This window comes from Paenibacillus riograndensis SBR5 (genome assembly GCF_000981585.1).
GTDB lineage: Bacteria > Bacillota > Bacilli > Paenibacillales > Paenibacillaceae > Paenibacillus_AQ > Paenibacillus_AQ riograndensis.
Map to the genome: position 1 here is coordinate 4171548 of NZ_LN831776.1, position 25938 is coordinate 4197485.

The window sequence follows — 25938 nt, forward strand, 5'->3', positions numbered from 1 at the left end:
TCCTTCTCTCTAAATGGAGTTCACTATTAGACAGACTAACACAATCCAAAGAATAAAATACAATAAGGAAAAGAGAATTGTTGGATTTGACACAGAAAACCCGCGCGGGGCGCGGGTTCTAATGGGACATTCAAGAACTGCATGCAGGTGGTTATTACAATTTAAGTGCCTAAGCTTTTTTTACCGTGAAGTAAACTTGATAGGGTTCATAACCGATATCACGAATTCTTCTCAGCTGAATTCCCGGATCCTGATTTGCCGTCTTGAAGAAATAGCGCCAGGTGCCCCACTCCCGTTCATTTTCCATAATCAATTCAGAGGCAACATCATCTTTTTGTGTAAAGAGAATTCTTTCATTCTCACAAATACCAGCCAGCACTTCAGGGCCAAAACGAAACGCTCCTGTCTGCTCGTCGTCCGGAAGAGGAATGAAACGGATGCCGACCGGCAGAATAATGCTGATCCGGTCGCCGTCCTGCCAATTCCGCAGTATGGTGTAGAATGCCGTGTGATCCGCTGATTTGCCGTGCAACTGATCGTTCACATAGATGACGGCTTCCGACATGATCCAGTCCGGGATCCGGAAATGGATTGCAAACTCATTAGGAGCACCGGTATGGACGACGAAATCATACTTTTTATAATTGGGCAGATTCTCGTGTAGAGCTGTAATCTCATTCAATTCCTGCTGTCCTGCAGTATTCGAAGAGTTCAGCATGCTCCCGCTCATATGATCCTGAGATTGATTAATTCGGACGTTCTCTCCGTTGATCTCTGTTGTCAGCTCAGAATGGAAATACTGGCATACAAATACATCATTGTGATCCTGATAATAAATGCCTCTGTTTAATGCAGCATTAGCTTGTACCATAGTTCCGTGACAGCAGAAGAAGCTATCGGTCTCCGAACTCCAATCCTTCCTGAGGCCTGCCTTCATCGGCAGGAAATAAGTGAGCAGCCCTGATGAGGGGTTTCCGTGCTTATTTCCGGTCAGATGATATTCTTGATAGTAGGCCTGAGCCATTATACCGTTGTACATATTATATTCGATATACTGCGCATATGCCGGATCTGATGTATGCCGGAAGAGAAACTCTGCCAGACGGATCATATTATATACAGTGCAATGCTCCTGGTTCTTGTCACCGAGGCGTGCCTTGATCTTCATTTTCGGCATCCACACTTCACCGGCAGTATTCCCGCCAGTTGCCAGAGTTCCCCGCTCTGTGACAGCACATTTCCAGTAGGCAGTGACAATGTCCATCCATCTTGGTTCGCCGGTTACTTCGTAAGCTCTGGCACAACCGAATACTTCAGGAATGGTTGTGTTGGCATGCATGTTGGTCAGCGGATCTTTGTTCTCCAGCAAAGGATGAAAAAGTCTGCTGCGGAAATAACGCTCCAGCAAGGTAGAGTATTTATCATTCCCTGTAAAATGGAGCAGGTCAGCCCAAGCTTCAAGCATTCCGCCTGTCTCCATGTCCAGAATGTCATCGAAGTTCTCTCTTGTGAAGGTGCTGCTCCACTCGACGAACCAGTCTGCAAAACGATCTGCCACATCGAGCGCCTTTTGACTGCCGGTAAATTGGTACATATCAACAAGTCCCATAAATAACTTATGAATATTATACTGTGGAGCCCAAATCCCTTTTCCTTTCGCAATCCAATGTAAATATTTCTCTGGAATAGGCCCAACCCATTGTCCGCCATTATCTTTCTGACATTCGGCAAGCTCGTCTATTATGAGATCTGCTTTTACCTTTAGTTCCAAATCACCCGTCTCATGAAACCGCATAGCCGCGGCAGACAGCCAATGTCCAAGGAAATGTCCCCGGATCTGACAGACTGGGGTCTCCCATCCCCCATGTGCATCATGTGGAATATCTCTACCATGATATCTTCCTGCTTCTATTTTGTAGTTAAACAGGAGATTATCGTTCGTCAATTTCATTAAATACCGCCTGTTTGCTTCTTCCCTGCGTTTCAAATCACCGTCATGAACAACGACATGTTTGCCCTTCAGTTCTATCATCGCCTGCAGCCCCTTCAATCTTACTCGGATTTATCTTCATTAGGTTGATTCCTCCGTGTGCCTTAAGATCACTTTGATTTTACAATGAAATTATAAGACAGCGTTTCCTTCATTCCAATGATTAATACTAATATAAACTTGATCCATACTGAGCAAGCTATATTATAAGAAAAGCCGCTATTTAACTGACAAGCAAGGCGAAATATTTTAAAGCTGTATGAACGGAGCATGAGCAAAGTTATTTGCCAAGCGGGAAACTTATTCCAAGCCTTTCAAGGATTCTATCATATTGATTCGGTTCACTTTACGTCTGAGCGGAAGGTTGGCCAACAGAGTGAGCGCGAAGGCAACCAGTGCCGACATTAATACAAACCATATATTTAACTGATCCGGGATTTGCTGATGGGTGCTGGACAACGCTTCTACAACCATTTTATAGACATATCCGCAAACCGGTAAGGCTGCCAGCACTGCCAACGTTGTAATCATTATATTTTCAAAAAAGATAAGCCGGTTGATTTTGTTTTTGTAATAGCCCAACACTTTTAGCGTTGCAAGCTCGCGGTTCCTCTCGTAGATGTTGATCGACGATATGGTGTAGATCGCGCCAAAGGAGAGGATGACGGCACAAATAATAAACATGATAAAGACAAAGCTGTTTTGCTGCAAAATGTATCGTGCCTCCTTCCGGAGATCCGCCTTATCGTAAATGGCATCCACTCTATGATCTTGCTCAAAATAGCTCCGAATGCCGGCCTGATCTGCCGACGGATCGGTTTCCACCAAAAGTGAGGTTGGCTTGTATGTCAGCCCAAAGCTGGTCAAATACTCCGGCGTGATGTAAAAAGACGGACTTGAATACTGCGTAGAGATGTTTAGCACCTTCATCTCCACCACCTTGTTGCCCATCCCGGAGCCAGTAAACGCAATTTGGACAGTATCCCCTTTCGCAATACCGTAGTGATCGGCATAAGATTTCGGCACTAGCACGCCATTATGGTCCAAATACAGCGGATTGTCTTTTTCGTCATAGAAATGAATGAGATTATTATCCTTTTCTGTTACCAGCAACGAAGCTTTTTCGGTAGTTTGGTTTTCGTTCTTCAATTCAATGGGCATTGCGGACAAGACATGATGGCTTTTAACGCCGGCCGGGAGTGTGATTTCATCCAAGGTTTCGCCCGACTTAAAATCAACCTTAAGATCGTAGGTATACACCTGCTCGAACTGGCCCGCTACCTTTTGAAGGGATGCCTGGGTGCCAAAAGCCGTGATTAACAACACGGTGCTGACCATGACGCCGACTGAACTTGCCAACACTTTTTTCTTATTCAAAAAGATATTTCGCAAGATGAGCTTATAGTCGAACGGAATTCGGTTCCAGAGGCCGGGAATTCTTTCTACGAGTATGGCTTTCATCGATTTTGAAGGTTTGGGGCGCATTGCCTGGGCCGCGCGTTCCTTCAACAGATTTCTGCCGCTCAAATAGCAGGCAAGCATCCCGAAAAGGCTGGAGACAATAACCGGCGGCAGAATTAAATCAAACGAGAGAGCGAATTGTATGCCCGGGAGCGAATAGGACCTTGCATTCGATACCGAGATCAAGGGAACAAACACAGCGACAGAAATCACATAACCCAGCAGCGCTCCCACAATGCCGATCAACACGGGATAACCCATATAATGTAACATGATGCTGTTATTTTTTATGCCCAGAGCCTTCATGATGCCGATTTGATTGCGTTGAGAATCAATTATTCTGGACATGGCCAGGAACAATATAATAGCTTCGATCAAGAAAAGAACGAGTGGAATAACCTTGCTCATGAGCCTATTATTATGTAGCGTGGCCATCAGACGTGAATAGCTGAACGACCGTTCTTTGCTCTCCTGTCCCAGGTATGAAAGCCCTTTGGACTGTGCCTCGAGAGACTTCCCTATTTGCCCGGTATCGTAGCCCTCTTTGGCATCCACCAACAGTTCATTAAAGAAAAAACTTCCTGCAATCTCCGGTATGGCCTCTTCTCCAACGTAAGCAATTCCATAGTTTTTATGATCCTGTGTTTCATTTTTTTTCGCATGCTCCACATTTTCACCCAAACCGCTGATTATAAACGCCAGCTCCTTGTTATTGACGCGGATGATAATTTTGTCGCCAACCGAATAGTGATGTTCTTTAGCATAGCTGGAATCCAATACTATCCCGTCTTTGGTAGATGGAAGGCTGCCCTTCGTCATGGCGGGCCTGTTGATTTCATTGTTTTCAGGGATGGAGTGAATTTTCAATGCTGCACGATAACCGTCAAACGATTCCGTAGCGTCAAAGGTATAACGCCCTTCAAGTTTACGAATGCCTTCCACTTTGCTTAACTCTGCTATCTCCTTTTGAGTAAGCTGGCTGTAATATATATTCAGGTCGCTTAAATTATACTCTTTGAAATAAGCCTCCGTATAAGTGCCCAAGTTATTGCTTAAGGCGGCCAGTCCCGTATAGAAAAAAGCCCCTACTGCGACAACCAGCACGAAGGAGAGAAACTGTCCTGCCGACTGTTTGATATCCCGCAATAATTTGAATAAAAGCTTCATGCTCACCACTCAATCCCTTCGGCGCTTTGCCTGTTTTCATTGATTGTAATACTTTCAATTTTTCCGCTTTTCACCCTTATCACTTTGTCCGCCATCAGCGCAAACGCTGAATTGTGCGTGACCAGAACAACGCATTTTTTCGTCTCTTTGTTTAAGTCTTCAAGAAGCTTTAATACGGACTTGCCTGTCATATAATCCAGTGCGCCGGTGGGTTCGTCGCAGAGCAGAAGCAGCGGATTTTTGGCAACCGCTCTAGCTATCGCCACCCGCTGTTGCTCGCCTCCGGAGAGCTGGGAAGGGAAGTTTTTGATCCGGTTGCTTAATCCCACCTTCCGTAAAATATCTTTGGCATCCAGAGGGTCCTTGCAAATCTCAACGGCAAATTCGACATTTTCCAAAGCATTTAAATTCGGGATTAAATTGTAGAACTGAAAAACAAAACCAACCTTCTCGCCGCGATACCGGGTTAATCTCTTTTCGTTCAATTTTGTGATTTCCTGACCGCCGACAAATACTTGGCCTGAGGTAGCCGTATCCATGCCACCCAATATATTGAGTATCGTGCTTTTGCCTGCTCCGCTTGCCCCCAGGACGACTACAAACTCTCCATCCGCTATGGAAAAGTCAACACCGTCCAACGCTCTGATCGGCACCTCCCCTACCTTGTACTCTTTTGTGACATTTTTGAATTCAATCAACTTTTTCACTTCTTCCATCTCCTTCGATTGTCTATACGGATGTTCATCCGTACAATTCTCAGACTATTATTTTGATGTATGGTATGTTAGTATGTTACTCATGTAGCATACTGTAATGGACAAATATTTAACTGTCAACATGCAATCGTGCGTTCCTATAAGGCGAACGCTTTAAAAGGTATGAAAAATCGTAACAATTGACATTCTTTTTACCATCCCTTATGGTATGTTGGATGAGTAACATACTAATAGGACGAATGGTGAAGCCATGACCATCACTTTCGAAGATAATTTACCGATTTTCCAACAAGTCGCTCATATCATCGAGGATGATATTCTGAACGGCACCTTCCGCGTGGACGAGCAGATCCTGTCCGTTGCCCAGTTTTCCCAACTGTTTCAGATCAATCCGGCAACTGTGGTTAAAGGGATCGGCTTGCTCGTCAATGAAGAAATTTTGTACAAAAAAAGAGGACTGGGTATGTTTGTTGCTGCCGATGCCAAAAAAAAGATTCAGCTTAAGCGAAGAGATCGTTTTTATAAGGAGCTGTTGTCCGATCTGCTGAACGAGGCTGACAAGCTCGGGCTGACAACCGAAGAAATCATTGACATGATCAAACAGTTGAGAAAGGACTGAAATCCGTGAGTATAGCTTTGGCTTGCGGCAACTTAACCAAATCCTACGGCCCTACCCTCGCATTGCGAAATTTGGATTTGCAGTTGGAAGAAAATGTGATATACGGCTTGCTAGGACGAAATGGCGCCGGAAAAACCACTTTACTGAACACCATTGCGGGCGGAATTACGGCGGATTCTGGTACGATTGAAGTTAGCGGAAAGAAGCTAGGCAGAGGGGAACCGCCGAAGGATTTTTGTTATGTCCGCGATCAATATCGGCACTTCGGGAGTGCGCGGGTGATGGAGACTTTGCAGCTTGCCGCGTCTTTCCATCCCCGATGGGATTGGACCTACGCCCGCGAGCTGCTCAACCTTTTTCTAATCGATCCGGACAAAAAGATTCGCCAACTTTCAAGCGGCACCCGGTCGCTTATCGGCAATATTATCGGTCTTGCCAGCCGGGCGCAGCTCACCTTATACGATGAGCCGGTTCTGGGGCTGGATGTTTTGATGAGGGAACGCTTCTACAAGACGGTGCTTGAGGATTACGCCAACCATCCGCGCACAATTCTGCTGTCTACGCATTTGATTGACGAAATTGCACCGATTGCCGAAAAAATCTTCATCCTTGAATCAGGCTCTCTCCTGCTTCAGGATGATATGGAGCAAATACGGATGTCCGCTTATCTCGTTCGGGGAAATTCGGAGACTGTGTTTTCATTTATGGCAGGTAAGCGCGTTTTATATCATGAGGCCTATGGAAGGGGTACGCTTGCGGCTATTTATGAAAAACTGGATGACAGAGACATGCGGCAAGCCCGCGAGCAGGACATTTCGATCGAAACATTGAGTCTTCAAAAGTTATTCCTGTATTTGATCGAAGGAGGGCTTTGAATTGGGTACTTTGACCGTTCACTTAGTGGCAACTTACAGACAACTCAAAATGTATATCTGGTTCATCCTGATGATCATCGTGCTTGGCAGAACTGCTGAACTTATCGTTACTACACTTACAGACAGCAGAGGAGTTTCCCGTCTTTCGGAGACCAACATGCTCATTCTGCTATTGCCGCTGATGGCCATCGCGCTGCCGCTTAGTTATTTCAAACGGATCGTTCATCTGGGTGCTAGCCGAAAGCAATATTTTCAAGGTCTGCATGCAGTATTTGCCGTCTGGGCTGCAGCCGTTGCTTTGATCAATTCCCTGTGGATCACGCTGCAAATCCATGTTTTTCACAACTATGCCAGTGCCGTTGATTTAGTCGATGCCTTTCATTGGAATGACTTTGGTTTTGCAGGCTCATTCCTCTATCAGACAGCCTTTTACCTGATGTCCATGGCACTTCTGAGCACGCTGGTATCAGGGTTTTCCAACCCTGTAGGCTGGCTGTTATCCGCGTTGATTCTCACGGCCATCCCGGTCGGAACGGCAATTCCTTCGCTGAGGATTCATATCGCCTCTTTTTTTAAAATTCTGCTGTTGAATGATTCACTTCTGTTAGGCGTCGGATTCAACCTCTTGCTTTATCTTCTATTTGCGGCAGGCGGATGGCTTTTCACAAGGGTGAGGGTTCATTGATAAATGATTACACCGGATTTTTTGGTATAAAATAGAAAAAACGCGCTGGTGCAATTAAGGCCAACAGATCATTGCATTTCTCCACCCCATGCGTTACTATCTTTATATTGACAAATTTGCAGGTCTATAAAAGGAGGTGCACACGCCCATGTGTCCCCGTACCAAAGAACAAAATGAGCTCATACGCATACAGCGCAGAGAACAGATCCTGGACGTCGCCGCACGCTCCTACTTTCGCACTGGCGGCAGCTTTGATATTCGCGACGTTGCCCGCGAGGCAGGGCTTGGTTACGGCACGGTATACCATTATTACCCCAACCGGCATTTATTAATAGAAGATGTGTTGGACAGCGGCTTCGAGCGCTGCGAGCATGTTATCGCTGAATGGGCGGACATCAGCGGCAGCCACCCGGAAGACAGGCAGTTGTTGACGTATTGCAAAGCGCTGCTCCAGTTATGGCAGTCGGACGCCCGCGCATATCTCGTCTACAAAATGGCGGCAGAACATTATGCTGGCTTACCTGAGAAGGACCGGCACCATGCTAAGAGACGATTTATGGAACGGTTGTACGTTCCACTTCAAGCAATCGCCCAGTGCGAAGACGACGGCGTCGACCATATGCTTGCCGTGCTGGTCGGCTGCTGTGGGTTGTACTACTATGCGGGCAATTTTGACCTGGACGTCGATCGAATCGCCCGACTCGCAATGCAAGCTATTATGAAGGAGTCCTGATGCAAACATGGTCATTTTAAAAAGCAAGCATGAAATTGAGGCTATCCGCAAGGCCTGCCAGGTGGTGGCTGAATGCCATCGTACAATCGCCCCGCTCATCAAACCGGGCATTACAACTAATGAGATTGAACGTATATTCGAGGACATTATGTTGAAGCACGGCGCAAAGCCGTACCAGAGGGGCTACAAGGGCTATCAATATGCGACCTGTGCCTCCGTCAACGACGTAATCGCACATGGCTTCCCCAGCAATAAGCCACTTGAGGAAGGCGATATCGTGACGATCGACACGGTCGCGGAGCTCGATGGCTGGCTCGGTGATTCGGCCTGGAGCTATGCGGTCGGGGAGATTTCGCCGATGGCCAAGAAGCTGATCCGCGTCACGAAGGAATGCCTTGACCTCGGCATCGCGCAGGCGCTGCCCGGCAATCGGCTCGGCGACGTGACGAGCGCGATTCAGCAGCATGCGGAATCGCACGGCTTCGGCGTCGTGCGCGACCTTCTCGCCCATGGCATCGGCCGCGACCTGCACGAGGAGCCGACTTATATGCATGTCGGCAAGCCCGGCAAAGGCCCACGCATCAAGGAAGGAATGGTGTTTACGATTGAGCCCATGATCACCGAAGGCACCTACTACATGACAATTGATCCGGACGGCTGGACTGCGCGGACGCTGGACCGTAAGCTTGCCGCCCAATACGAGCATACGATCGCCATCACGGCTGAAGGTCCACAGATCCTGACCGCGCAATAGAAAAATTAGAGCGTGTTCGGATTCATCTATTGGCTGCTGAAGGCAGATTCCAGTTTCGGCTTTCGGAGCGGAGGAAGCTGAACACACAATAAGCCGCCCCGGCTGTTAAACGCCGGGGCGGCTTGACTCTAGAGCGGCGGTGGAAGTACGGCCGCCGCTATTCCACGTTGCTGTGCTGCCTGAACGCCGCGGCGTTGTCGACGCCGTGGGATTCCGCGTAGCACAGGCAGACCGCGTCCAGCACAAGGTGGACGCATTGGTCAAACAGCGAGCCTAGCGGCTGCACGCTTGCGCCTTCGCCATCGCGGCGGTGCTTCGTTGCCGCCGGTATGGCGAGCACCTGCACGGCCGACCGGGCGAGCGGGGATTCGGCATCGGTCGTCAGGGCGATGACCGACGCGCCAAGCTCCCGCGCTTTCTCTGCAGTCCAGACGACGCCATGCGTCGTTCCGGAGCCGGAGACGGCGACTACATAATCGCCCCCGGCGATCGAAGGGGTGATCGTCTCTCCGATCACAAACGAGGTCGCGCCGAGGTGCATCAGCCGCATGGCAAAGGATTTGGCCATCAGGCCCGAGCGGCCTTCGCCTACAACGAAGATCCGGGGGGCGCCTGCCAGAAGGGCGGCCGTCTTGTTAACGGCGCCCTCGTCTACCTGCTCCAGCACAGCATGGGCTTCCGCGAGTATTGTCATCAGCTTATTCATATTCGTTCAGTCTCTCCTTCTCTGTTCGTGATCATACGGAATTCATCCGGATTCGAAACCATTCGGCTGTAATCAATTCCGCAACTCGGACGGTACTTCTTTGGTCTGTACTTATAATCTGCCCACCGCAGGCAGGACCCGCTACCTTCTTCCTAGCTCCCGGATACGGTCCTGAAACGCGCGGGCTGCGGCGGCGGGGTCCGGGGCTTTCGTGATAGCGGAGCCGACAATTAAAACCTCCGGCTTCATCGCCATCAGCCCCGGCAGCGACTCCAGCGTGATCCCGCCCGCAGCAGCGATCCGAAGTTCCGCCGGACTTTCGCCTGCAGAACCGGGGGCACCATCCAGAGCGGCTCCATATGCGCCCGGCCCGGCCAGGCGGGAGCCGCCGCCCTCCTGCTGGTCCTTGCTGACATGCAGGCAATGGACCGCCTCCCAGTACCGGGCAAGCGCCGCCTGTTCCTCCGGCATCGTATGGAGCAGGTCGATCATGACCTGCCTGTCCCATATCCGCGCCGTCTTCATGCTGAGATCAACGGTGACCAGCGGAGCGGCGCCCATGACGGTCGCTACGTCTGCCCCTGCCTTATAACATAGCTCGAACTCGTATTTGGCGTTATCGAAGGTTTTGACATCCGCTACGATTACCTTGTGGGGGAACTCGCGCTTCATCGCTTCCACGGACGCCATGCCGAATTCTTTGATCAGGGAAGTGCCGACTTCGATCCAATCGATATAAGGCTCCGTCAATCTCGCCATATCGATGGCCTCCTGTATGCTCATCCGGTCCAGCGCCAGTTGAATGTTCATCTTGTAGACACCTCAAGCTTTCCCTCCGTAGACGATTCCGCCGGTTTCCGGGATCTGCCCACGGTCATAGTCAGAATTGCAGACAGCAGAAGCGAACCAGCCATGAAGATATATGAGGCGCCGAAGCCGCCAGTGAAGCTGTTCAGGTAGCCAACGATGTACGATCCGGCAAAAGAACCGAGCGCTCCCATACTGTTAATCAACGCCATGGCGCCGCCCGAGACGTTCCGGGGCAAAATTTCCGGCATGATGGCGAAGAACGGTCCGTAAGGGGCATACATAGCGCCGCCGGCGATGATCAGCAGAATAAAGGAAATCCAGAAATGATCCGCTCCCAGTAAATAAGAAGCGTAGAAGGCGACGGCGCCGACCATCAGGAACGGCCAGACAAAGGCTTTCCGGTTCTGCGTCTTATCCGAGAAGTATGACGCTGTCAGCATGCCGATAACCGCGAGCACATAAGGTACAGAGGTCAGCCACCCGGTGGCAACCATGCTCATGTCCGGAGCGGCCTTGATAATCGAAGGAAGCCACATTACAAAGCCGTAGACGCCAATGCTCCAGAAGAAATACTGCAGGCACAGCCGGATGACAAGCGGCGACCGGAACGCTTCACCGTAGTTCTTGACGGGCTTCAGTCCCTTCTGCTCTTCATGCAGGGCGCTCTCAAGCTCCTTTTTCTCCTGTGAGGTCAGCCAGTTCGTTTCCGAAGGCTTGTCGTTGACGAGCTTCCACCAGAAGAACGCCCAAATAATCGGAGGCAGACCTTCAATAATGAACATCCATCTCCAGCCGACAGCGGATACAAGATAACCGGAGACGATCGACATCCACAGCACGGTTACGGGATTGCCGAGGATGAGAAAGGTGTTGGCGCGTGAGCGCTCTTTTTTGGTAAACCAATGGCTCAGAAAGACCAGCATCGCAGGCATAACTGCGCTTTCAACAACACCGAGACAGAAACGGATGATGATGAGAAAATGAACGTTATGGACGATACCGGTAGCCGTAGCCAGCAGTCCCCACAAAATCAGCGAACCGAACACGAGCTTCTTGGCGCTCTTGTTCTCCGCGTAATGGGCGCCCGGCACCTGGAAGAAGAAGTACCCCAGGAAGAAGAGTGCGCCCAGCAGCGAAGACATTCCCGCCGAAATATGCAAATCCTTGGCCATGCCGGCGGCCGCGCCGAAGCTGTAGTTCGCCCGGTCCAGGTAGGCAAGACTGTACGTTACGAAGACAATCGGCATCAGACGCAGCCAGCGCGAAGCGACGAAGCCGCCTTTGTTCGAGTTGTTCATCTCGTTCTCACTCCTGTCAGATGATAATGAAGATATGCCTTAAGCTCTTCCTTAGTCGGGTATCCGTCGTGGTCGCCTGCGGACTGGACCGCTATCGAGCCGATTGCGTTTCCCTGCCGCACCGCCTCAGTGATGCTTAAACCCCTCAGAAGTCCCTCGATCAAGCCTGTGGCAAAGCCGTCCCCGGCCCCGACCGTATCCACAACCTTCTCCACCTTGAAGCCCTGAACCGTCCCCTCTTCATTCGGGGTGCGGAAATATGCTCCCTCCGGCCCCAGCTTGACGGCAACAAGTGAAACGCCCCGGTGCAGATAAAATTCGGCGATTTCCTTGGGGTCCGTTGAGCCGGTCAGGAACTCCCCCTCTTCGATCCCCGGCAGCACCCAATCCGCCCGGTAGGCCAGGTCGTTGATGACCTCCCTCATTTCCTCTTTCGAAGACCAGAGCGAAGGACGCAGATTGGGGTCAAATGAAACAGTCCTGCCCGCACCCTTCATTGTCTCCAGCGCAGCATAGGCGAATGCGCGGGTGCTCTTCGTCAGCGCGGGCGGAATGCCGGTCATGTGCAGATGCCGGAAACCGGTCAGATAGCTTGCGTCCACATCGGCCTCACCAAGCGTATTTGCGGCGGAACCTTTGCGGAAATACTGCACTTGCGGATCGCCCTCCAGCACCTTCGACTTCAGCTGGAATCCGGTCGGGTAACGGGAATCGCGGGTAATCCCGTGGGTGTCCACCTGCTCCCTGGCGAGATACTCCGCGGTATAATCGCCGAAGGCATCCTCGCCCAACCGGCTGATCCAACCGGAAGATAGTCCAAGTCTCGCGAGGCCGATGGCAACATTGACCTCTGCCCCGGCGAGGCGGCGGCTAAAGGTATCAATGTCTTTTAAGGCGCCGGGTCTGCCTGCGACGAACATGACCATAGCCTCTCCAAAAGTTACCGAATCTTTCAACATGGCTGCCATCCCTCCTTCATTTCTTCACTTTCGTTCCTTTCCCGGCATGCCTTGAGCTTGCCGCAGCATCATTAGATATCCTGAAAGACTCTCCGGTCCGGGAATCGTAAACTCAATCGCCCGGGACGCGCGGTCCGGCAAATAAGCCAGCAGCTCTCGCCAGAGTGCGTCTTCTTCCCCGGGAATGGGAACCGTCTGCAAAGTATTGTTCTCAGAATATACAACATGCTTGCAGTGGATGTAGGCGGTGTAAGGAGCCAAATCCAGTGCCGCCCTCATGGGCTCCTCTCCGGCATATATCCAGTTGCCGGTATCGAACGTCATGCGCACTCCGCCGAACCCGGAACGCTCCACCGCCTGGAAAAACGCTTTCAAATTTCCGGCATCACCGCCATGCGGCGTCTGGTCGTTCTCGACCAGCAGGGTCAGCGGCCCATGCAAGGCCCGGTACTGCTGAAGCAGTCCGCCCAGACGGGTCAGCCGCTCTTCGCTGTTCCGGCTTACCTGGTCATCCGAAGCCTTCCGGACTCCGGCTACTTTCGTCACGCCTTCCTCTGTTTCGCCCCCGGCCGCCGCGATGAAATGCCCAAGCGACACCTTCACCATCTCCGGCCTTAGAATCCCCGCTTCCTCCAGAACCTCTGACAGCTGTGTTTCATTCAGCCTTCCGGCTTCGTCCCACAGTTCCATCGGAACCGAATATATGCAGCGCAAGCCGCTGTTTCGGTTGGCTTCGCGGCATTCCGCAAGCGGCAGCTTCCCCGGCGGGAACAATTCCCGCCTGATTTCGATGCCGTCTGCTCCGGCGGCGTGAACCGTCTGCGTCCATTCATGCTGCAGGCCGGGAGTATTGCCAAATGCCGAGGTTGGAACAAAGACCGCCTTCATACTGTCATCCCCTTTCATATGTAAATCGATTTAGTAAACCGGTTTACAACGCTTATGGGTTCATTATAATTCCGGCCTCTTCATTTTGCAAGCCCTTTCTTTTAAGCGTTGTCATAATTCTGATTGGGAGTAAATCTTGTTCCTTGGCCCGCACTTTTGTCTCCTGCTTCCCTCAGTTTCCGCCTCCCTTTCACCCTAGAGATGACTACAACAAAAACAGCTCCCGGTCCTGGACCTGAAGCTGTTTTTGTTAATATTGAATTATGCCCTCCGCCGCACCTTCACCGGGCCTGGCCGGACGATTCCCGCACGGCAAGCTCGCATTCAAAGACGAACTCGGCCGCCTCCGGCGCCTCCTCCGACCGGATGCGGGTGATCAAGCGCTCGGCCGCTTTTCTGCCCATCTCCAGCGAAGGCTGGTTGATCGTCGTCAGCGTCGGCGTCAGCAGGTGGGCAAACGGAATGTTGTCGAATGCGACCAGCGCCAAATCCTCTGGCACCCGCAGCCCCTGTTCCTTAACAAAAGCAAGCGCTTCGAGCAGCACCAGATCATTACCCGCAATAAGCGCTGTCGGCGGCTCCTGCCCCTCAAAGCGCTTGCGTAAGCGGTCTTTCAGCGAGGAAATCTCCACATTGATGATGTTACAACTCCCGTAGTCCAGACCGAGCATACTCATGGCCGTCCGGAACCCCTCCGTCCGCTCGGTTCGCGTGCTGATCGTCAGCGGTCCCGTAGCCAAGGCGATGCTCCGATGCCCGAGCGACGCCAGATGCTTCACTGCCTGGGTGACTGCCTCCCGGTTATTGACCACAATTGTATCCGCCTTGACGTTATCTACGCGACGGTCCATGAAGAGGATCGGATATCCCTGCCCGGCGAGGCTTTCGTATAATGCCCCGTTCTTGCCCGTAGGCAAGAGAATTATACCGTCAACCTGCTTGGCCTGCAGCATTTCGGCATATTTCTTCTCCTTCTCCCCATCCTCGTCGCTGTTGCACAGTATGACGTTGACGTTCTGCTCCTGGCAATAGTCCTCGATGCCCCGGCAGATTTCCGTGGACAGCCGGTGCATAATGTTGGCCACGATGACGCCGACCGCACCGGTCCGCTTCTGCTTCAGCCCCCGGGCAAGCACATTGGGCCGGTAGTCGAGGGCCTCGATCGCTTCTTCGATCTTGATCCGCGTCTCCTGGCCCATATGCTGGTATCTTTTGTTCAGAAATTGGGATACGGTGCTTTTGGACACGCCGGCGCGCGCCGCCACATCCCCGATTGTTGCTTTCCCCACAGTTCTCTACTCCTCTGTCCGATTATATCCCTACTATAAGGCGCATCGTGGTGCTTTGTCTAATCGAAGACTTAGCGAACGGCTTAAGTGCTGGCGCGGCCATCATCGTTCCGGAGGTGTCCATAATTCAGGGCCGATGGCCAATCATATACTCTCTTTCTTTAATGCATCAATAATGTTTTCCTTTTTTGCTTTCGCACCGGAATAAACAATCGCGGAACCAACAATGACAAATACGGCAACAATGACCGAAAGAATGCTCATCCAAGGGAGGGTGAACCCGTAGCTAAATTTGTTCGCAAATGCCCTATAGATCAGATACATCACGACGAAACTGACGGGGAGACCGAAGAGCAGCGACTTGATCCCATAAAAAATATTTTCAAAATTCATCATTTTCGCAAAGCCTTTTGGGGTCATGCCAACGGATTTCAGCATCGCAAATTCCCGTTTTCGAAGGGATATGCCCGTTGAGACCGTATTAAAAATGTTCGCAATGGAAATCGCTGAAATCAATACGATAAAACCATAAGAAAAGACAGACATCAATAGAATCTGTTGTTCTTCGCTTTTTCTGGATTGATATGAATTGGTGGCATTCAGATTGGTCTCATGCATCTCTTCGATTTCCTGCTGAGTTGTCATCGGTTCCGTACTTTTCAAATGGAGGTATGTCTGAACGCTAGCTATGTCCTCGTCGTCTGCCAATCGATTCATGACGCGCTCCGAAACGATGATATTTAACCCGCCTACTCCTATCGTGTTCATCCCCATAGGAGCTTGATCCGTCAAAACGGCAACGGAAACTTTATTTATTTCCGCTTTTCTCCCATTATAGAAATTCATTAATTCGATGCTTTGGCCGACATTCGTATACATGGCCTTCGTCCGGACATATTTTCCCGTATCCATCTCTTTGTAATGGATCGTATCCATCACGATCGCGGCGGGATGATCCGGATCCGTGAGCTGTTCGTAATCTGCGCCGACCGCTTTGGCATAGGCTTGCAGACCCGAATCGTTCAATGCATGGATCTTAATTTCGTAAGGATATTTTCCGTCTTGCAGTAAACTCTTATCCTTCTTAACCTTCTCTTGCAATTCATCGGCGATGAACGCTTCATCAACCCAAGCGTTCTTAGACAGCTCGTGAATCAGGCTGTATTCCTTTACGCCATCCAGGGAGACAATCGATTGTATCAACCGGTCGTCTATTCTTTTTCCATTGCTGTACGATACTTCAATATCGAAATTGACGCCTTCCTGCGAAAGATCCAAGGATTGTTTCATGCCGGTGGTAAAAAACGATACCGTTAAAAACAAAACGATGCTGATGACAAGCGAAAATACGATGGCATGATATCTCCGTTTGTTCCTTTTTAAATTTTTCAGCCCGATTTCCGCTTCAATGCCGAAGAGCCGGCGAATGAACTTTGACGTTTTTACAGCTTTGGCCGTAAGCTTTAAGTCGGTTGTTTGGCGAATCGCGTCCATGGCGGATACCTTGGATGCCCAGATCGCCGGGAGATACGCCGAAATGAAGATCGTCAGCATCGAGACAACACAGATAATCAAGAGCGATAATGGCGTGACGGTGAGCACCAGCTGTTCATTGGTCCATAATGCCCCTTGAATCTTAGCGTTCATGAACCAAAAGGTGATCCCAATCCCGGCAAGACCGCACAGGATGCCAATGGGAATGCCGATCAAGCCGATGACCACTCCTTCAAAAAGCACTGAATTCCTCTTCTGCCTTTTCGTAGCCCCCACGCTCGCGAGCATCCCTAAATGGCGGGAACGTTCCGAGACGGATATCGCAAAAGCATTATAGATGAGCGACACCGAGCCGATCATAATGACCGCCATCAGGATCACCGCTAAGGAGTACATCATGCTGTACGAGGCTTTGCTTTTGGACAAGCCGTAATAATGAAGCAAATCGTTATTATATTGGACTGTCTCGATATGGTTCCTCTTAGCCAAATTTTCCGCATGAGCGAATAAGGACGGATTAACTTTCTGCAAGACCACCGCCGCATTGACCCGATCGTTTGCACCGATGATGTTTTCATCGATATAGCTAAGAAGCGTGTAACCCGGGGCCCAAGCTGTTTCCCATACGGGACGTTTGATGAAGCCTACCACCGTATAATCCTTTGTCATTAAATGCTGCAATGTTTCGGTCAATATGCCGTCTTCCCTACGCAGCGGTTCCGTCTGATCCAGGGGATGATCGCCCCCTTGCTCGAATCGTTCACCTACACGAAGGGTTAGACGATCGCCGATTTCAACCTTCACTTTAGAGTTCGTTGCAACGGCTTCAGACATAACGACTTCCTTGTCCGTGTGCGGAAGACGCCCCTTGCTTAATTCAATTGGAAATTGCGTGAAACCTTGTGCATTATATTCCTTGATGAACAAGTACGGTTTATTGGGATTCTGTCCCCCTTCTAATGGGGCATAGCCAAGATCTTTTGTGATCGCAACGGTTTTGGCTGCGTTATCGCCCTGTATCGCCGCGAGCTGTTCTTTGGTTACATCTTGATATTGGACATGCCACTCCCCTGTTTCCGCAATGGTTTGCCTGATCATTAAATCGGAAAAGGAAAAAACAAGCGTAGTGACAGCAGTCACCATGGCAACCGAAATGATGACGCCGATGATGGTTAATAGCGTTCGTTTTTTATTTTGCTTCAGATGCCGGATGGTTAGTGTATTGACAATGTTCATCGCCGGATCACCTCGTCTTTGGCAATCCTCCCGTCTTCAATCGAAATGATCCTGTCGGCTTGCAAGGCGATTCGTTCGTCATGCGTAATCACGATCAGCGTCTGATGATAGGTTTTATTCAACATTTTTAACAAGTCGATGATCTCGTTGCTATTCTTGCTGTCCAAATTCCCGGTCGGTTCGTCTGCCAGCATGATCGCAGGATTGCCGATAAGCGCTCTGCCAATCGAGACCCGCTGCTGCTGTCCTCCGGATAACTGATTGGGCAGGTGGTTTAACCGATGCTGCAAATGGAGCGTATGCACAAGGCCATCCAACTGCTTTTGATCTACCTTCTGGTTATCCAGCAAGAGCGGCAGCGTCATATTCTCCTCCACCGTCAGGACGGGAAGCAGATTAAAAAACTGGTAGATCAGGCCGATTTGCCTGCGTCTGAAGATGGCCAACTGCGTTTCGTTTAAGGCATACATGTCCGTATCCTCAACAAAAACTTTACCCCCAGACGGCCGGTCCACGCCGCCCAGCATATGGAGAAGCGTGGATTTCCCCGAACCGGACGGGCCGATAATCGCAATGAATTCGCCTTTTTGAACCGAAAAAGAAACCTCGTCGAGCGCCTTCACCGCCGATTCGCCTGTGCCGTATATTTTAGATAAATGTTCGATTCTTAAAATTTCCATGATCATAACTCCTTGCCCTGATGCTCAGTTCCAGAAATATTTCATCTCTCTAAGTCCAACATCCCACATGGCTACATTTCCCTCAATGGTTATCGTAAGCTCATTTGCCTGTTGGAGAAAAATTTCAGACATATACGACTCATGGCGTAGATAATCTGCAGCTGCGGACAGGAACTCATGTCCATCGACGGCAACCCTGATGCTGCCATGGAAATCCTTTTGATCGGGAATTCCATAATTCAAGGAGAAATACATCTCCTCCTTATTGTCTAACGTATATTTGTACGTTTTCTTGTTTTTGCCTTCGGCGCTATACAAATTATATTGTGGTTCTACGTCTTGACCGCCAATTTTGAGACGGTATCGTTTGGTCCCCGCCGAAGGATTTCCGGTGCTGTCTTTCAATTCGTTTATCGCCACAAAGGGGCCTTTTTCTTTGGTGAGCGCTTTGTCAACCAGCCCGAAGCTTCCCCAAATCCCGATCATAAGGACAACAACAGAAATGCCAGCAGCAGCAATGTTTCGCCATATATTTTTTGAACGAAAGCCTATTTTGTACGCCCCGAATCCGACTGCTGCGCCCAATGAGTTCTGAATAACGTCATTCATATCAAAGCTGCCGAGCAAAGTTAATGCCTGAAGAGTCTCCAGTACAAGTATGGAAAGGATAAACAATGTCATGAATCGAATAAAGCTGGTCCGGTATAACAATGGAATCAATATGCCAAAAGGGATGAAAGCTGCGATGTTCCCAAAACCCACAAGATCCATCACTGTAGGGTGTAGAAGATCCGATAGGCCCGGCAGCCTAAAAAAATCTTCCGGTAAAAAAATAAAGGTGTATTCGGTATTGTACTCTACAGTACCTGCTCTGCCGAAAGCGAGAAACATAAAATAAAGAATAAAAAGGGTATAGAATAGGGTAATGGTAAAAATAATCTTCCGCTGTTGCTTCAAATGCATTGTCATACCTCCATAGTTTAGCTGATGAATATCATTTTATCTGTCTAAAATGACTTTCAAGTGACGATGGAGGTGACAATTCAGTCACTTTCGGAGTACCGCTAAATCACTTGCTTATAAAATTTAATCCGAAACTGCGTACCCTTCCCGCTGCCGCTTGTCACATCGATCACTCCATTTTGGCTGGCAATGATGCTGTGAGCCATCGCAAGTCCTATGCCGATGCTCCCTTCGCCTGCGTTTTTCCCTTTATAAAAACGTTTGAAAATATAAGGCAGATCCTCTTTCGGAATGCCTTTTCCGTTGTCAGCAATGACGATTTCTGTAAATAACGTGTTTTCGGAAAAGGTGATGGTGATTGCTCCGCCTTCATGCGTGTGCTCCACGCCGTTTTTCAAAATATTAATGACCGCTTCGACAGTCCAATTGAAATCGCCTGCAAAAGAAACGTCGTCATCGCCTGCGATGGAAACCGTTTGTCCCTTAATATCCATCGGAATCATAACCGGCTCTAATGCCTTCTGGATAAGGTTTTTCACGGGGATTCGGTCTTTTTTGAATTGGATAGTCTTCGCGTCCATTTTCGATAGTTTTAATAAGGAAGAAACAAGCCAATCGATGCGTTCAAGCTGAATGCGGATATGATGGGTGAACTCCGTTCTTTTGGCAGGAGGCAGGTCAGGGGAGCTTAACAAATCCGCCATAACCTTCATGGAGGTGAGCGGCGTTTTGAGCTGATGCGATATATCGGATATGGCATCCGTCAGTTGAAGTTTGTCCCGGTGCAATAACAACCTGTGCTCCGATAGCATGAGCGTCACTTTGTAAATATCATTTTTTAGTATGCTAAGCTCGCCTTCTTGATTATCGCGAACGTCAAGGGAATCATTACCGTTGCTAATATCCCGCAGATAGACGGACAGCTTCTCTAGCTCGCGGTATCTCCATCTCATGAATAATAAACTGCTGCCAATAAGCAGAATGGATAGAATGGTAACGAACACCGCCGCGACAGACGAAATGAAAGCAGCCGCAACGATCGCCGTTAAGCTAATCGAGCCCATGATGAGCAATAAAATCTGAATTTCCCGATTACGCAGCATCTAATCACCGGCCTTATAGCCTAAACCGCGTATCGTTTTGATCAAAACCGGATGCCCTGGATCATCCTCAAGCTTTTCCCTGAGCCTTTTGATATAAACCGTTAACGTATTGTCGTTCACGAAGTCTCCGGCCACGTCCCAGATTTGCTCCAGAAGCTGATTCCTTGTGAGAACCTGTCCAATGTGGCTGCCAAAGATCAGCAATAAGCGATACTCTAATGCGGTCAACGAAATTTCAGCGCCGTTTTTATGCACTTTGCCTTCCAGTGTATTGATTCGGACATTGCCGATGTCTATGATCGCTATGGTGTAGGGCGGCTTCTGGTATCTCCGCAAGACGGTCTTGATCCGGGAGAGCAGCTCACGAACCCGAAAAGGCTTTGTAATATAATCGTCGGCTCCCATGTCAAGCCCCATCACGACATTGACCTCATCGTCGATCACCGTTAAGAAGATGACCGGAATGTCCCGCCGCTCTTTCACCATCTTACACAATTCATAGCCGCTTCCGTCCGGAAGCTGTAAATCGAACAAGCATAAAGCGAACTGATCGATGTCCTCGGTGAGCACCTTTTTGGCTGAGGCGACATCATGGCAGAGAACGGTTGGAAAACCGTCTTGCTGCAGTGAATATTCGAGACCCGATGCGATCGTCTTATCATCTTCGACTAATAAAATGTTCATATGCAGATCATCCTTACGATTGGATTAAATTTATTATTCAAAAAATTTGAAAGTCTTATTATACGCTTCTCTCCAATGTAAGTATAAACTTTCGCAGCTAAGTTAGCCTGCTTTATTTTCTACAATTCCAGGCTAAACAAAGAAACCGCGGCACCGAGTTTGGCACCGCAGTTCAATCATACTATTGGATTTGCTTCATGAACGCTTTGAATGCTTCGGCGATTTCCTTGAATTTCGTATGATGCAGGTAATGGGAACCATCCATCAGGATCATTTTGCCCTGTGCGGAATGTTTGACCTGCTCCTCATGCAGCGGAATCCATTGCTTAATGTCCTCGTTATTCGCTTGCACGAAGAGAAGCAACGGCAATTCATGAGGGTAGGTGAGCTGTTCCCCATTTTTGAAATTGGAACCGAGGTGTCTGAGCTCATCCATCATCGTTGAATTGACCGCGACTTGATTCGAAATCAAACGCATCTGTTCTTTGGTATGCTCATCGAATGCAAGCGACTTATATGGATCTCCGCTTACTTTTTGGAACAATCTCATCAGGCCTGATTTTTGAAGAAACTGCATGGATTTCAAAGGCAATTTGACATCCATGCCGGGTTGATTAGGAACGCTGCTATCGATGCCGACAAAAGCAAGAACTTCATCCGGATAGGCATTCACATAGGACACTCCGTAAAGTCCAGTGATAGAATGTCCCATCAGAACGTAATGGTCAATTCCCAGCTGCTGCACAGCTTCGTGAATTTCGCTGATGATATTCTCTGTTGTTCTCTCTTTCTCGGTTTCGTCGCTGAGCCCATAACCGAAAGGCTCGATCGCTACGACCTTGTAATCCGGAGACAATTCATCGATCAACAATTTGAAATCAAGCGCAGGCGACGGGGTTCCTTGTCCCGGAAGGAGAACGACAGTCTGTTCGCCACTGCCTTGAATGAGCACATTCATTTTTTTTCCATCCACATTAACATACTGGCCATACGATTCGATTTTCTTTTTCTCGACCCCGTTACTGATTACATTAACGATAAACACGATGCCCATGAACAGCACAAGCGCCCCGAGAATACCTCCAAATATTTTTAACCATAAGTTCCGTTTTTTGCGGTTTTTAGTCCCGGCTTTTTTGATTTCCACCGTTTTTGTCACGTTCATCTTCTCCTGTCCCTATATCTGTAGAGCCGCCTTGGCGACTTGTTTCAAGTGTAATCAAGCAAGATGTCCCCTTCGTGACGGCAATATGAACGGAATATGAACAAGCACAAAAAAGGAGGCGTTACATCCGAAAGATGTAAACACCCCCATCGTCAATCCTGTATGTGTACACACAGATTGATTACAATATTTCAATGTACCCTTCTGTTCCATTCACGCGAATTCGTTGCCCGTCTGCGATCAGTCTGGTCGCATTCTCCACTCCGACAACTGCCGGCAAGCCATATTCACGCGCGATAACGGCTCCATGGGTCATCAGTCCGCCAACTTCGGTGACCAGACCTTTTATGGAAACGAACAATGGTGTCCAGCTAGGGTCAGTAAACGTCGTGACTAATATATCTCCCTCTTCAAGATCAGCAGCTTCCATATTTACAATGACACGCGCCCGCCCCTCAATCACTCCGGAAGAAACAGCCAGACCCACAATAGCTCCCGCCGGGAGATTTTCCCGTTTGTACTCGCCTGCAATAATTTCGCCATCAGACGTGATGACACGCGGGGGAGTTAGTTTATCATATAATTTGTATTCCTCTTTTCGCTTGCTGATGATCTGATAATCCAGTTTGTGGGTGCGTACGGCTTCGTGAAGCTCTTCAAAAGAGAGATGGTAGATATCTTCTTTTTCATGGATCACGCCCGCTTGTACAAGCCGTGCGGCTTCTTTCAGCAAAGCCTGCTTATAAATGAAGTAGTGATTCATCCAAGCGTATTTGGGATATTCCCGGTAACCGCTGAAATTCCGGACGATGTCGATCATTCGTTTGGTTTCTTTGGCTTTTGTCTCGCCGTCCGGAAGGCCCTTCAATCGTTCCAAGAGCTCTTGTTCCTTGGCCATAGCTTCCTGTCGCCCATGTTCGAATTTCAATCCGCCGGCATGAGGTTCAAAGTTTCTAATGTTGCCCAGGATCATGGGGACAAGCATACTCGGTTTTTCGCTCCATCGCGTTCTTGTTATATCGATTTCTCCGGTGCAGTGCATTCCGTATTTTTGGAGAAAAGCATAGATCGCATCACGGGTCTCCTGTCCGCCGTCAAACTTATGGAGTTCATCCAAAAAGTTATCCGCTTTTACATATTGCAAATAATCAATGACCTCCGGATAGGGACGAATCACATCCGCGACATCCATTAGCTCCAGCCCCATTTCTGAAGTAACGTTGTCCCGCACAGATTGAGAAAGCGTATCCGCCGCATTTTTTTCACCTAACCACTCGTTCATGTTTTCATTGATCCATCTTGAAGCATTCATAACGGCCATAATGGCACTCAAACTTTGCGGGTCAGTCAAGAATTTCATTAATTGCTGGAGATCTTCCCGAATAAAATCGAATAACGCCGGTCCCGACTTCGTTTGAATGTTTTGTTTCAACTGTCCGATCAACGCTTGACTGTGCTTAATTAAATCCGAGACGATTGCCGGATCGTTATGGAATTGTGCCAGCGGATCTGGATTGCTTCTGATGGTGTCAGGTGCGGGTTGATCATCCGGTACACTTTTTACAAAATCCCCTCGCTCTATGAGGGTCATAAGCGCGTCTTTGATAAGCAGATCAGATCGGCCCAGCGTATTCAATATCGTTTCTCTGCCGGCAGGCGAAGCCAGCATCGGTGCAACATCAAGGAACAACCTCCCGCCAGCTTTTCGCATCAGCGCTGGAGTCATTAATAGATAAAATGACAATCCGAGCGGTTTGATGGGATCGGTCATCATTTGTTGGTGGCCGACAGACACGTACACGTGATTCTCTTGATCATCCGCTTCAGGGATCGGATATAAAGTAGTGATCGGCCGGCTCTGGACAATATAAAATGTACCATCAGCCAGACACCATTCGATATCTTGTGGCTGGCCGAAATAAGCCTCGATCTGTCTTCCGATGCGTGCCAGCTCTAAAATTTCCCCATCCGTAAGTGTTTGAGCCGTTTGCTGACCGGGATCGAGCTGCCGGGTCTCAGTTCCGCCTTCTTGTCGTCCAAAGATAGCCAGTTTTTTGGCTGCAATCCTCTTCTCGACGATTTCTTCTTCCCGCACTTTATAACAATCGGCTGAGACCAAGCCGGAGACCAGAGCTTCTCCAAGCCCAAAACTGGCATCGATGGATAACAACTTCCGGTTAGAAGTCATGGGATCAGCGGTAAACACAATCCCTGAAGCCTGCGGAAAAACCATCTTTTGAATGACAACGGACAAATAAACTTGCCTGTGGTCGAATCCATTCTGCATACGGTAGATTACCGCGCGCTCCGTGAACAGGGATGCCCAGCATTTGCTGATATGCTGCAGGATCGCATCTTTGCCGATGATATTTAAATAGGTATCTTGTTGGCCGGCAAAAGAAGCATGCGGCAAATCTTCAGCAGTCGCGCTGGAACGTACGGCATAAGCATATTTCTCGCCAAATAAGGAGAGATATTGAGCAACTGCTTTCACAACATCGGAAGGGATTTCTGCTTCCGTTATGATCTGCCTGATCTGCCTGCTGATCTCACCAATTTGGGCCCGATCCTCTACTTTTAGCCTGGTTAGCTGATCCAGCAAAGCATGGTATGTTTCGTTTTGTTCGATGGCTTTTTGGTACCCCGCTGTTGTAACACAAAATCCTTCCGGTACTTGTATCCCCTGAATTTTGGATAATTCCCCTAAATGGAGCCCCTTTCCGCCAACGAGCCAAAGCTGCGTTTTATCCATTTCCTGAAAACCGAGAACCAAAGAACTCATTCAACATCCTCTCCTAACCATGAAATTGAGAAAAAACATTTGACAGGAGTTAATCGGCATGGTACACTTAGAGTGTAGGATGCGTTATCTTTGAAAATATGACTATAGACGGTCGTGATTTGATTATATCATCGTGTTTGTTCATGTGCAATATAAAAGAACCTGGAGGTTTTCCAGGTTCTTTTTTTTGAGCCAAATATCAGATTTGAATCCAATCAGTTTTTTTTGAGCACAATTTTACGATACATCCCGCGCATTAGGAGTGGACTTTCCTCCTTCATGGACAACTGCTCATTATAGGGAAGAAAGAGCAGATTAAAGTCCCGGCCAATATCCGTTCCGAGAACTGAAATTAGCGGACGCATTACTTTCATTACCGGTGATACACGTCCATTAGACGCAAATTTATCGAATATAACAATTTTACCGCCATGGCTCGTTACGCGAACGATTTCCTGCATGCAGCGTTCCGCATCTGGTACTACCGACAAGATAAGGTTTGCGATTACCACATCGAATGTCTCGTCCCCGAAACGGAGATCCTGCGCGTCCATCTCCAAAAAGGTAATTTTCTCGCCTTCCTTGATTTTGGAACGGGCTTCAGCCAGCATTGCCGGAGAAAGATCGATGGCAGTGATCGATAGGCCGCGGCCTGAGATTAGAGGCAAATCCGCTCCCGTTCCGGCTCCGACCAGCAATACCTGCTGACCAGGTTTCAAATCAAGACCCGATAAAGCTTTCTTCCGCGCCCCGGCAAAAGCACCTGAATTAAATACCCGATCATACAGAGGTGCCCAAAGCTTATAAATGATTCTGTTCCAGCTATTGTTCATGTAATCACCGGTTCTTTTTTCATTTCTTACGCCTCTCTTTTTCAAAAC

22 protein-coding genes are annotated in these 25938 nt (G+C 49.0%); 5 read left to right on the forward strand and 17 right to left on the reverse strand.

The window, feature by feature from the left end:
• Window positions 1-169: 169 nt before the first annotated feature.
• The 3 genes from PRIO_RS17515 to PRIO_RS17525 all read right to left on the reverse strand — a co-directional run bounded on the left by PRIO_RS17515 (window position 170) and on the right by PRIO_RS17525 (window position 5325).
• On the reverse strand, window positions 170-2032 hold the full coding sequence (locus tag PRIO_RS17515) for a beta-L-arabinofuranosidase domain-containing protein (RefSeq protein WP_020433897.1): 1863 nt from the start codon (window positions 2030-2032) through the stop codon (window positions 170-172).
• Window positions 2033-2290: 258 nt separating this feature from the next.
• The gene (locus PRIO_RS17520; RefSeq protein ID WP_046507070.1) at window positions 2291-4618 is read right to left on the reverse strand and encodes an ABC transporter permease; all 2328 of its coding nucleotides are present in this window, start codon (window positions 4616-4618) and stop codon (window positions 2291-2293) included.
• 2 nt (window positions 4619-4620) lie between these two features.
• Entirely contained in the window at window positions 4621-5325 is a 705-nt protein-coding gene (locus tag PRIO_RS17525; protein ID WP_046503819.1) for an ABC transporter ATP-binding protein, read from the reverse strand.
• Between the two features lie 259 nt (window positions 5326-5584).
• Between PRIO_RS17525 and PRIO_RS17530 the strand changes: the two genes are divergently transcribed.
• The 5 genes from PRIO_RS17530 (at window position 5585) to map (ending at window position 9000) form a co-directional block, all read left to right on the forward strand.
• The gene (locus PRIO_RS17530) at window positions 5585-5953 is read left to right on the forward strand and encodes a GntR family transcriptional regulator (protein WP_046503822.1); all 369 of its coding nucleotides are present in this window, start codon (window positions 5585-5587) and stop codon (window positions 5951-5953) included.
• Window positions 5954-5958: 5 nt separating this feature from the next.
• Window positions 5959-6828, forward strand: coding sequence for an ATP-binding cassette domain-containing protein (locus PRIO_RS17535; protein WP_046503825.1), 870 nt, complete (start codon window positions 5959-5961; stop codon window positions 6826-6828).
• 1 nt (window position 6829) lies between these two features.
• On the forward strand, window positions 6830-7513 hold the full coding sequence (locus tag PRIO_RS17540; protein ID WP_046503827.1) for a hypothetical protein: 684 nt from the start codon (window positions 6830-6832) through the stop codon (window positions 7511-7513).
• Window positions 7514-7661: 148 nt separating this feature from the next.
• Window positions 7662-8246 carry a TetR/AcrR family transcriptional regulator gene (locus PRIO_RS17545; RefSeq protein WP_020433905.1) on the forward strand — a complete coding sequence of 195 codons (585 nt, stop codon included), beginning with the start codon at window positions 7662-7664 and terminating at the stop codon, window positions 8244-8246.
• 7 nt (window positions 8247-8253) lie between these two features.
• Window positions 8254-9000, forward strand: a complete 747-nt coding sequence (gene map / locus PRIO_RS17550) for a type I methionyl aminopeptidase (protein WP_020433906.1) — start codon at window positions 8254-8256, stop codon at window positions 8998-9000.
• Between the two features lie 157 nt (window positions 9001-9157).
• Here the strand turns inward: map and hxlB are convergent, their stop codons facing one another.
• From hxlB to PRIO_RS17620, 14 genes are all read right to left on the reverse strand, one after another.
• Complete coding sequence (gene hxlB / locus PRIO_RS17555; protein ID WP_020433907.1) at window positions 9158-9706, reverse strand: 6-phospho-3-hexuloisomerase; 549 nt, start codon at window positions 9704-9706, stop codon at window positions 9158-9160.
• A gap of 141 nt (window positions 9707-9847) precedes the next feature.
• A complete protein-coding gene (locus tag PRIO_RS17560) occupies window positions 9848-10516 on the reverse strand; it encodes an orotidine 5'-phosphate decarboxylase / HUMPS family protein (protein ID WP_020433908.1) in 669 nt (222 codons plus the stop codon).
• Window positions 10513-11814, reverse strand: coding sequence for an MFS transporter (locus PRIO_RS17565; protein WP_020433909.1), 1302 nt, complete (start codon window positions 11812-11814; stop codon window positions 10513-10515). The genes PRIO_RS17560 and PRIO_RS17565 overlap by 4 nt, the downstream gene beginning before the upstream one ends.
• The gene (locus tag PRIO_RS17570) at window positions 11811-12773 is read right to left on the reverse strand and encodes a sugar kinase (protein ID WP_197545352.1); all 963 of its coding nucleotides are present in this window, start codon (window positions 12771-12773) and stop codon (window positions 11811-11813) included. The genes PRIO_RS17565 and PRIO_RS17570 overlap by 4 nt, the downstream gene beginning before the upstream one ends.
• A 24-nt stretch (window positions 12774-12797) precedes the next feature.
• Window positions 12798-13661, reverse strand: coding sequence for a sugar phosphate isomerase/epimerase family protein (locus tag PRIO_RS33970; protein WP_020433913.1), 864 nt, complete (start codon window positions 13659-13661; stop codon window positions 12798-12800).
• Between the two features lie 281 nt (window positions 13662-13942).
• The gene (locus tag PRIO_RS17580; protein WP_020433915.1) at window positions 13943-14950 is read right to left on the reverse strand and encodes a LacI family DNA-binding transcriptional regulator; all 1008 of its coding nucleotides are present in this window, start codon (window positions 14948-14950) and stop codon (window positions 13943-13945) included.
• 144 nt (window positions 14951-15094) lie between these two features.
• Entirely contained in the window at window positions 15095-17680 is a 2586-nt protein-coding gene (locus PRIO_RS17585) for an ABC transporter permease (protein ID WP_046503834.1), read from the reverse strand.
• Complete coding sequence (locus PRIO_RS17590) at window positions 17677-18360, reverse strand: ABC transporter ATP-binding protein (protein WP_046503837.1); 684 nt, start codon at window positions 18358-18360, stop codon at window positions 17677-17679. Before PRIO_RS17590 ends, PRIO_RS17585 begins: the two co-directional genes overlap by 4 nt.
• Before the next feature lie 24 nt (window positions 18361-18384).
• Entirely contained in the window at window positions 18385-19323 is a 939-nt protein-coding gene (locus PRIO_RS17595; RefSeq protein ID WP_046503840.1) for a VanZ family protein, read from the reverse strand.
• Window positions 19324-19424: 101 nt separating this feature from the next.
• Window positions 19425-20426, reverse strand: coding sequence for a sensor histidine kinase (locus PRIO_RS17600; protein ID WP_046503843.1), 1002 nt, complete (start codon window positions 20424-20426; stop codon window positions 19425-19427).
• Window positions 20427-21110, reverse strand: coding sequence for a response regulator transcription factor (locus tag PRIO_RS17605; RefSeq protein WP_020433923.1), 684 nt, complete (start codon window positions 21108-21110; stop codon window positions 20427-20429). It abuts the gene before it with no gap.
• Window positions 21111-21291: 181 nt separating this feature from the next.
• On the reverse strand, window positions 21292-22269 hold the full coding sequence (locus PRIO_RS17610) for an alpha/beta hydrolase (RefSeq protein ID WP_020433924.1): 978 nt from the start codon (window positions 22267-22269) through the stop codon (window positions 21292-21294).
• Window positions 22270-22456: 187 nt separating this feature from the next.
• Window positions 22457-25057 (reverse strand): phosphoenolpyruvate synthase, encoded by a 2601-nt coding sequence (ppsA, locus tag PRIO_RS17615; protein ID WP_046503846.1) that lies wholly within the window; start codon window positions 25055-25057, stop codon window positions 22457-22459.
• Between the two features lie 215 nt (window positions 25058-25272).
• Window positions 25273-25890, reverse strand: coding sequence for a class I SAM-dependent methyltransferase (locus PRIO_RS17620; RefSeq protein ID WP_039790953.1), 618 nt, complete (start codon window positions 25888-25890; stop codon window positions 25273-25275).
• Between the last annotated feature and the right edge of the window lie 48 nt (window positions 25891-25938).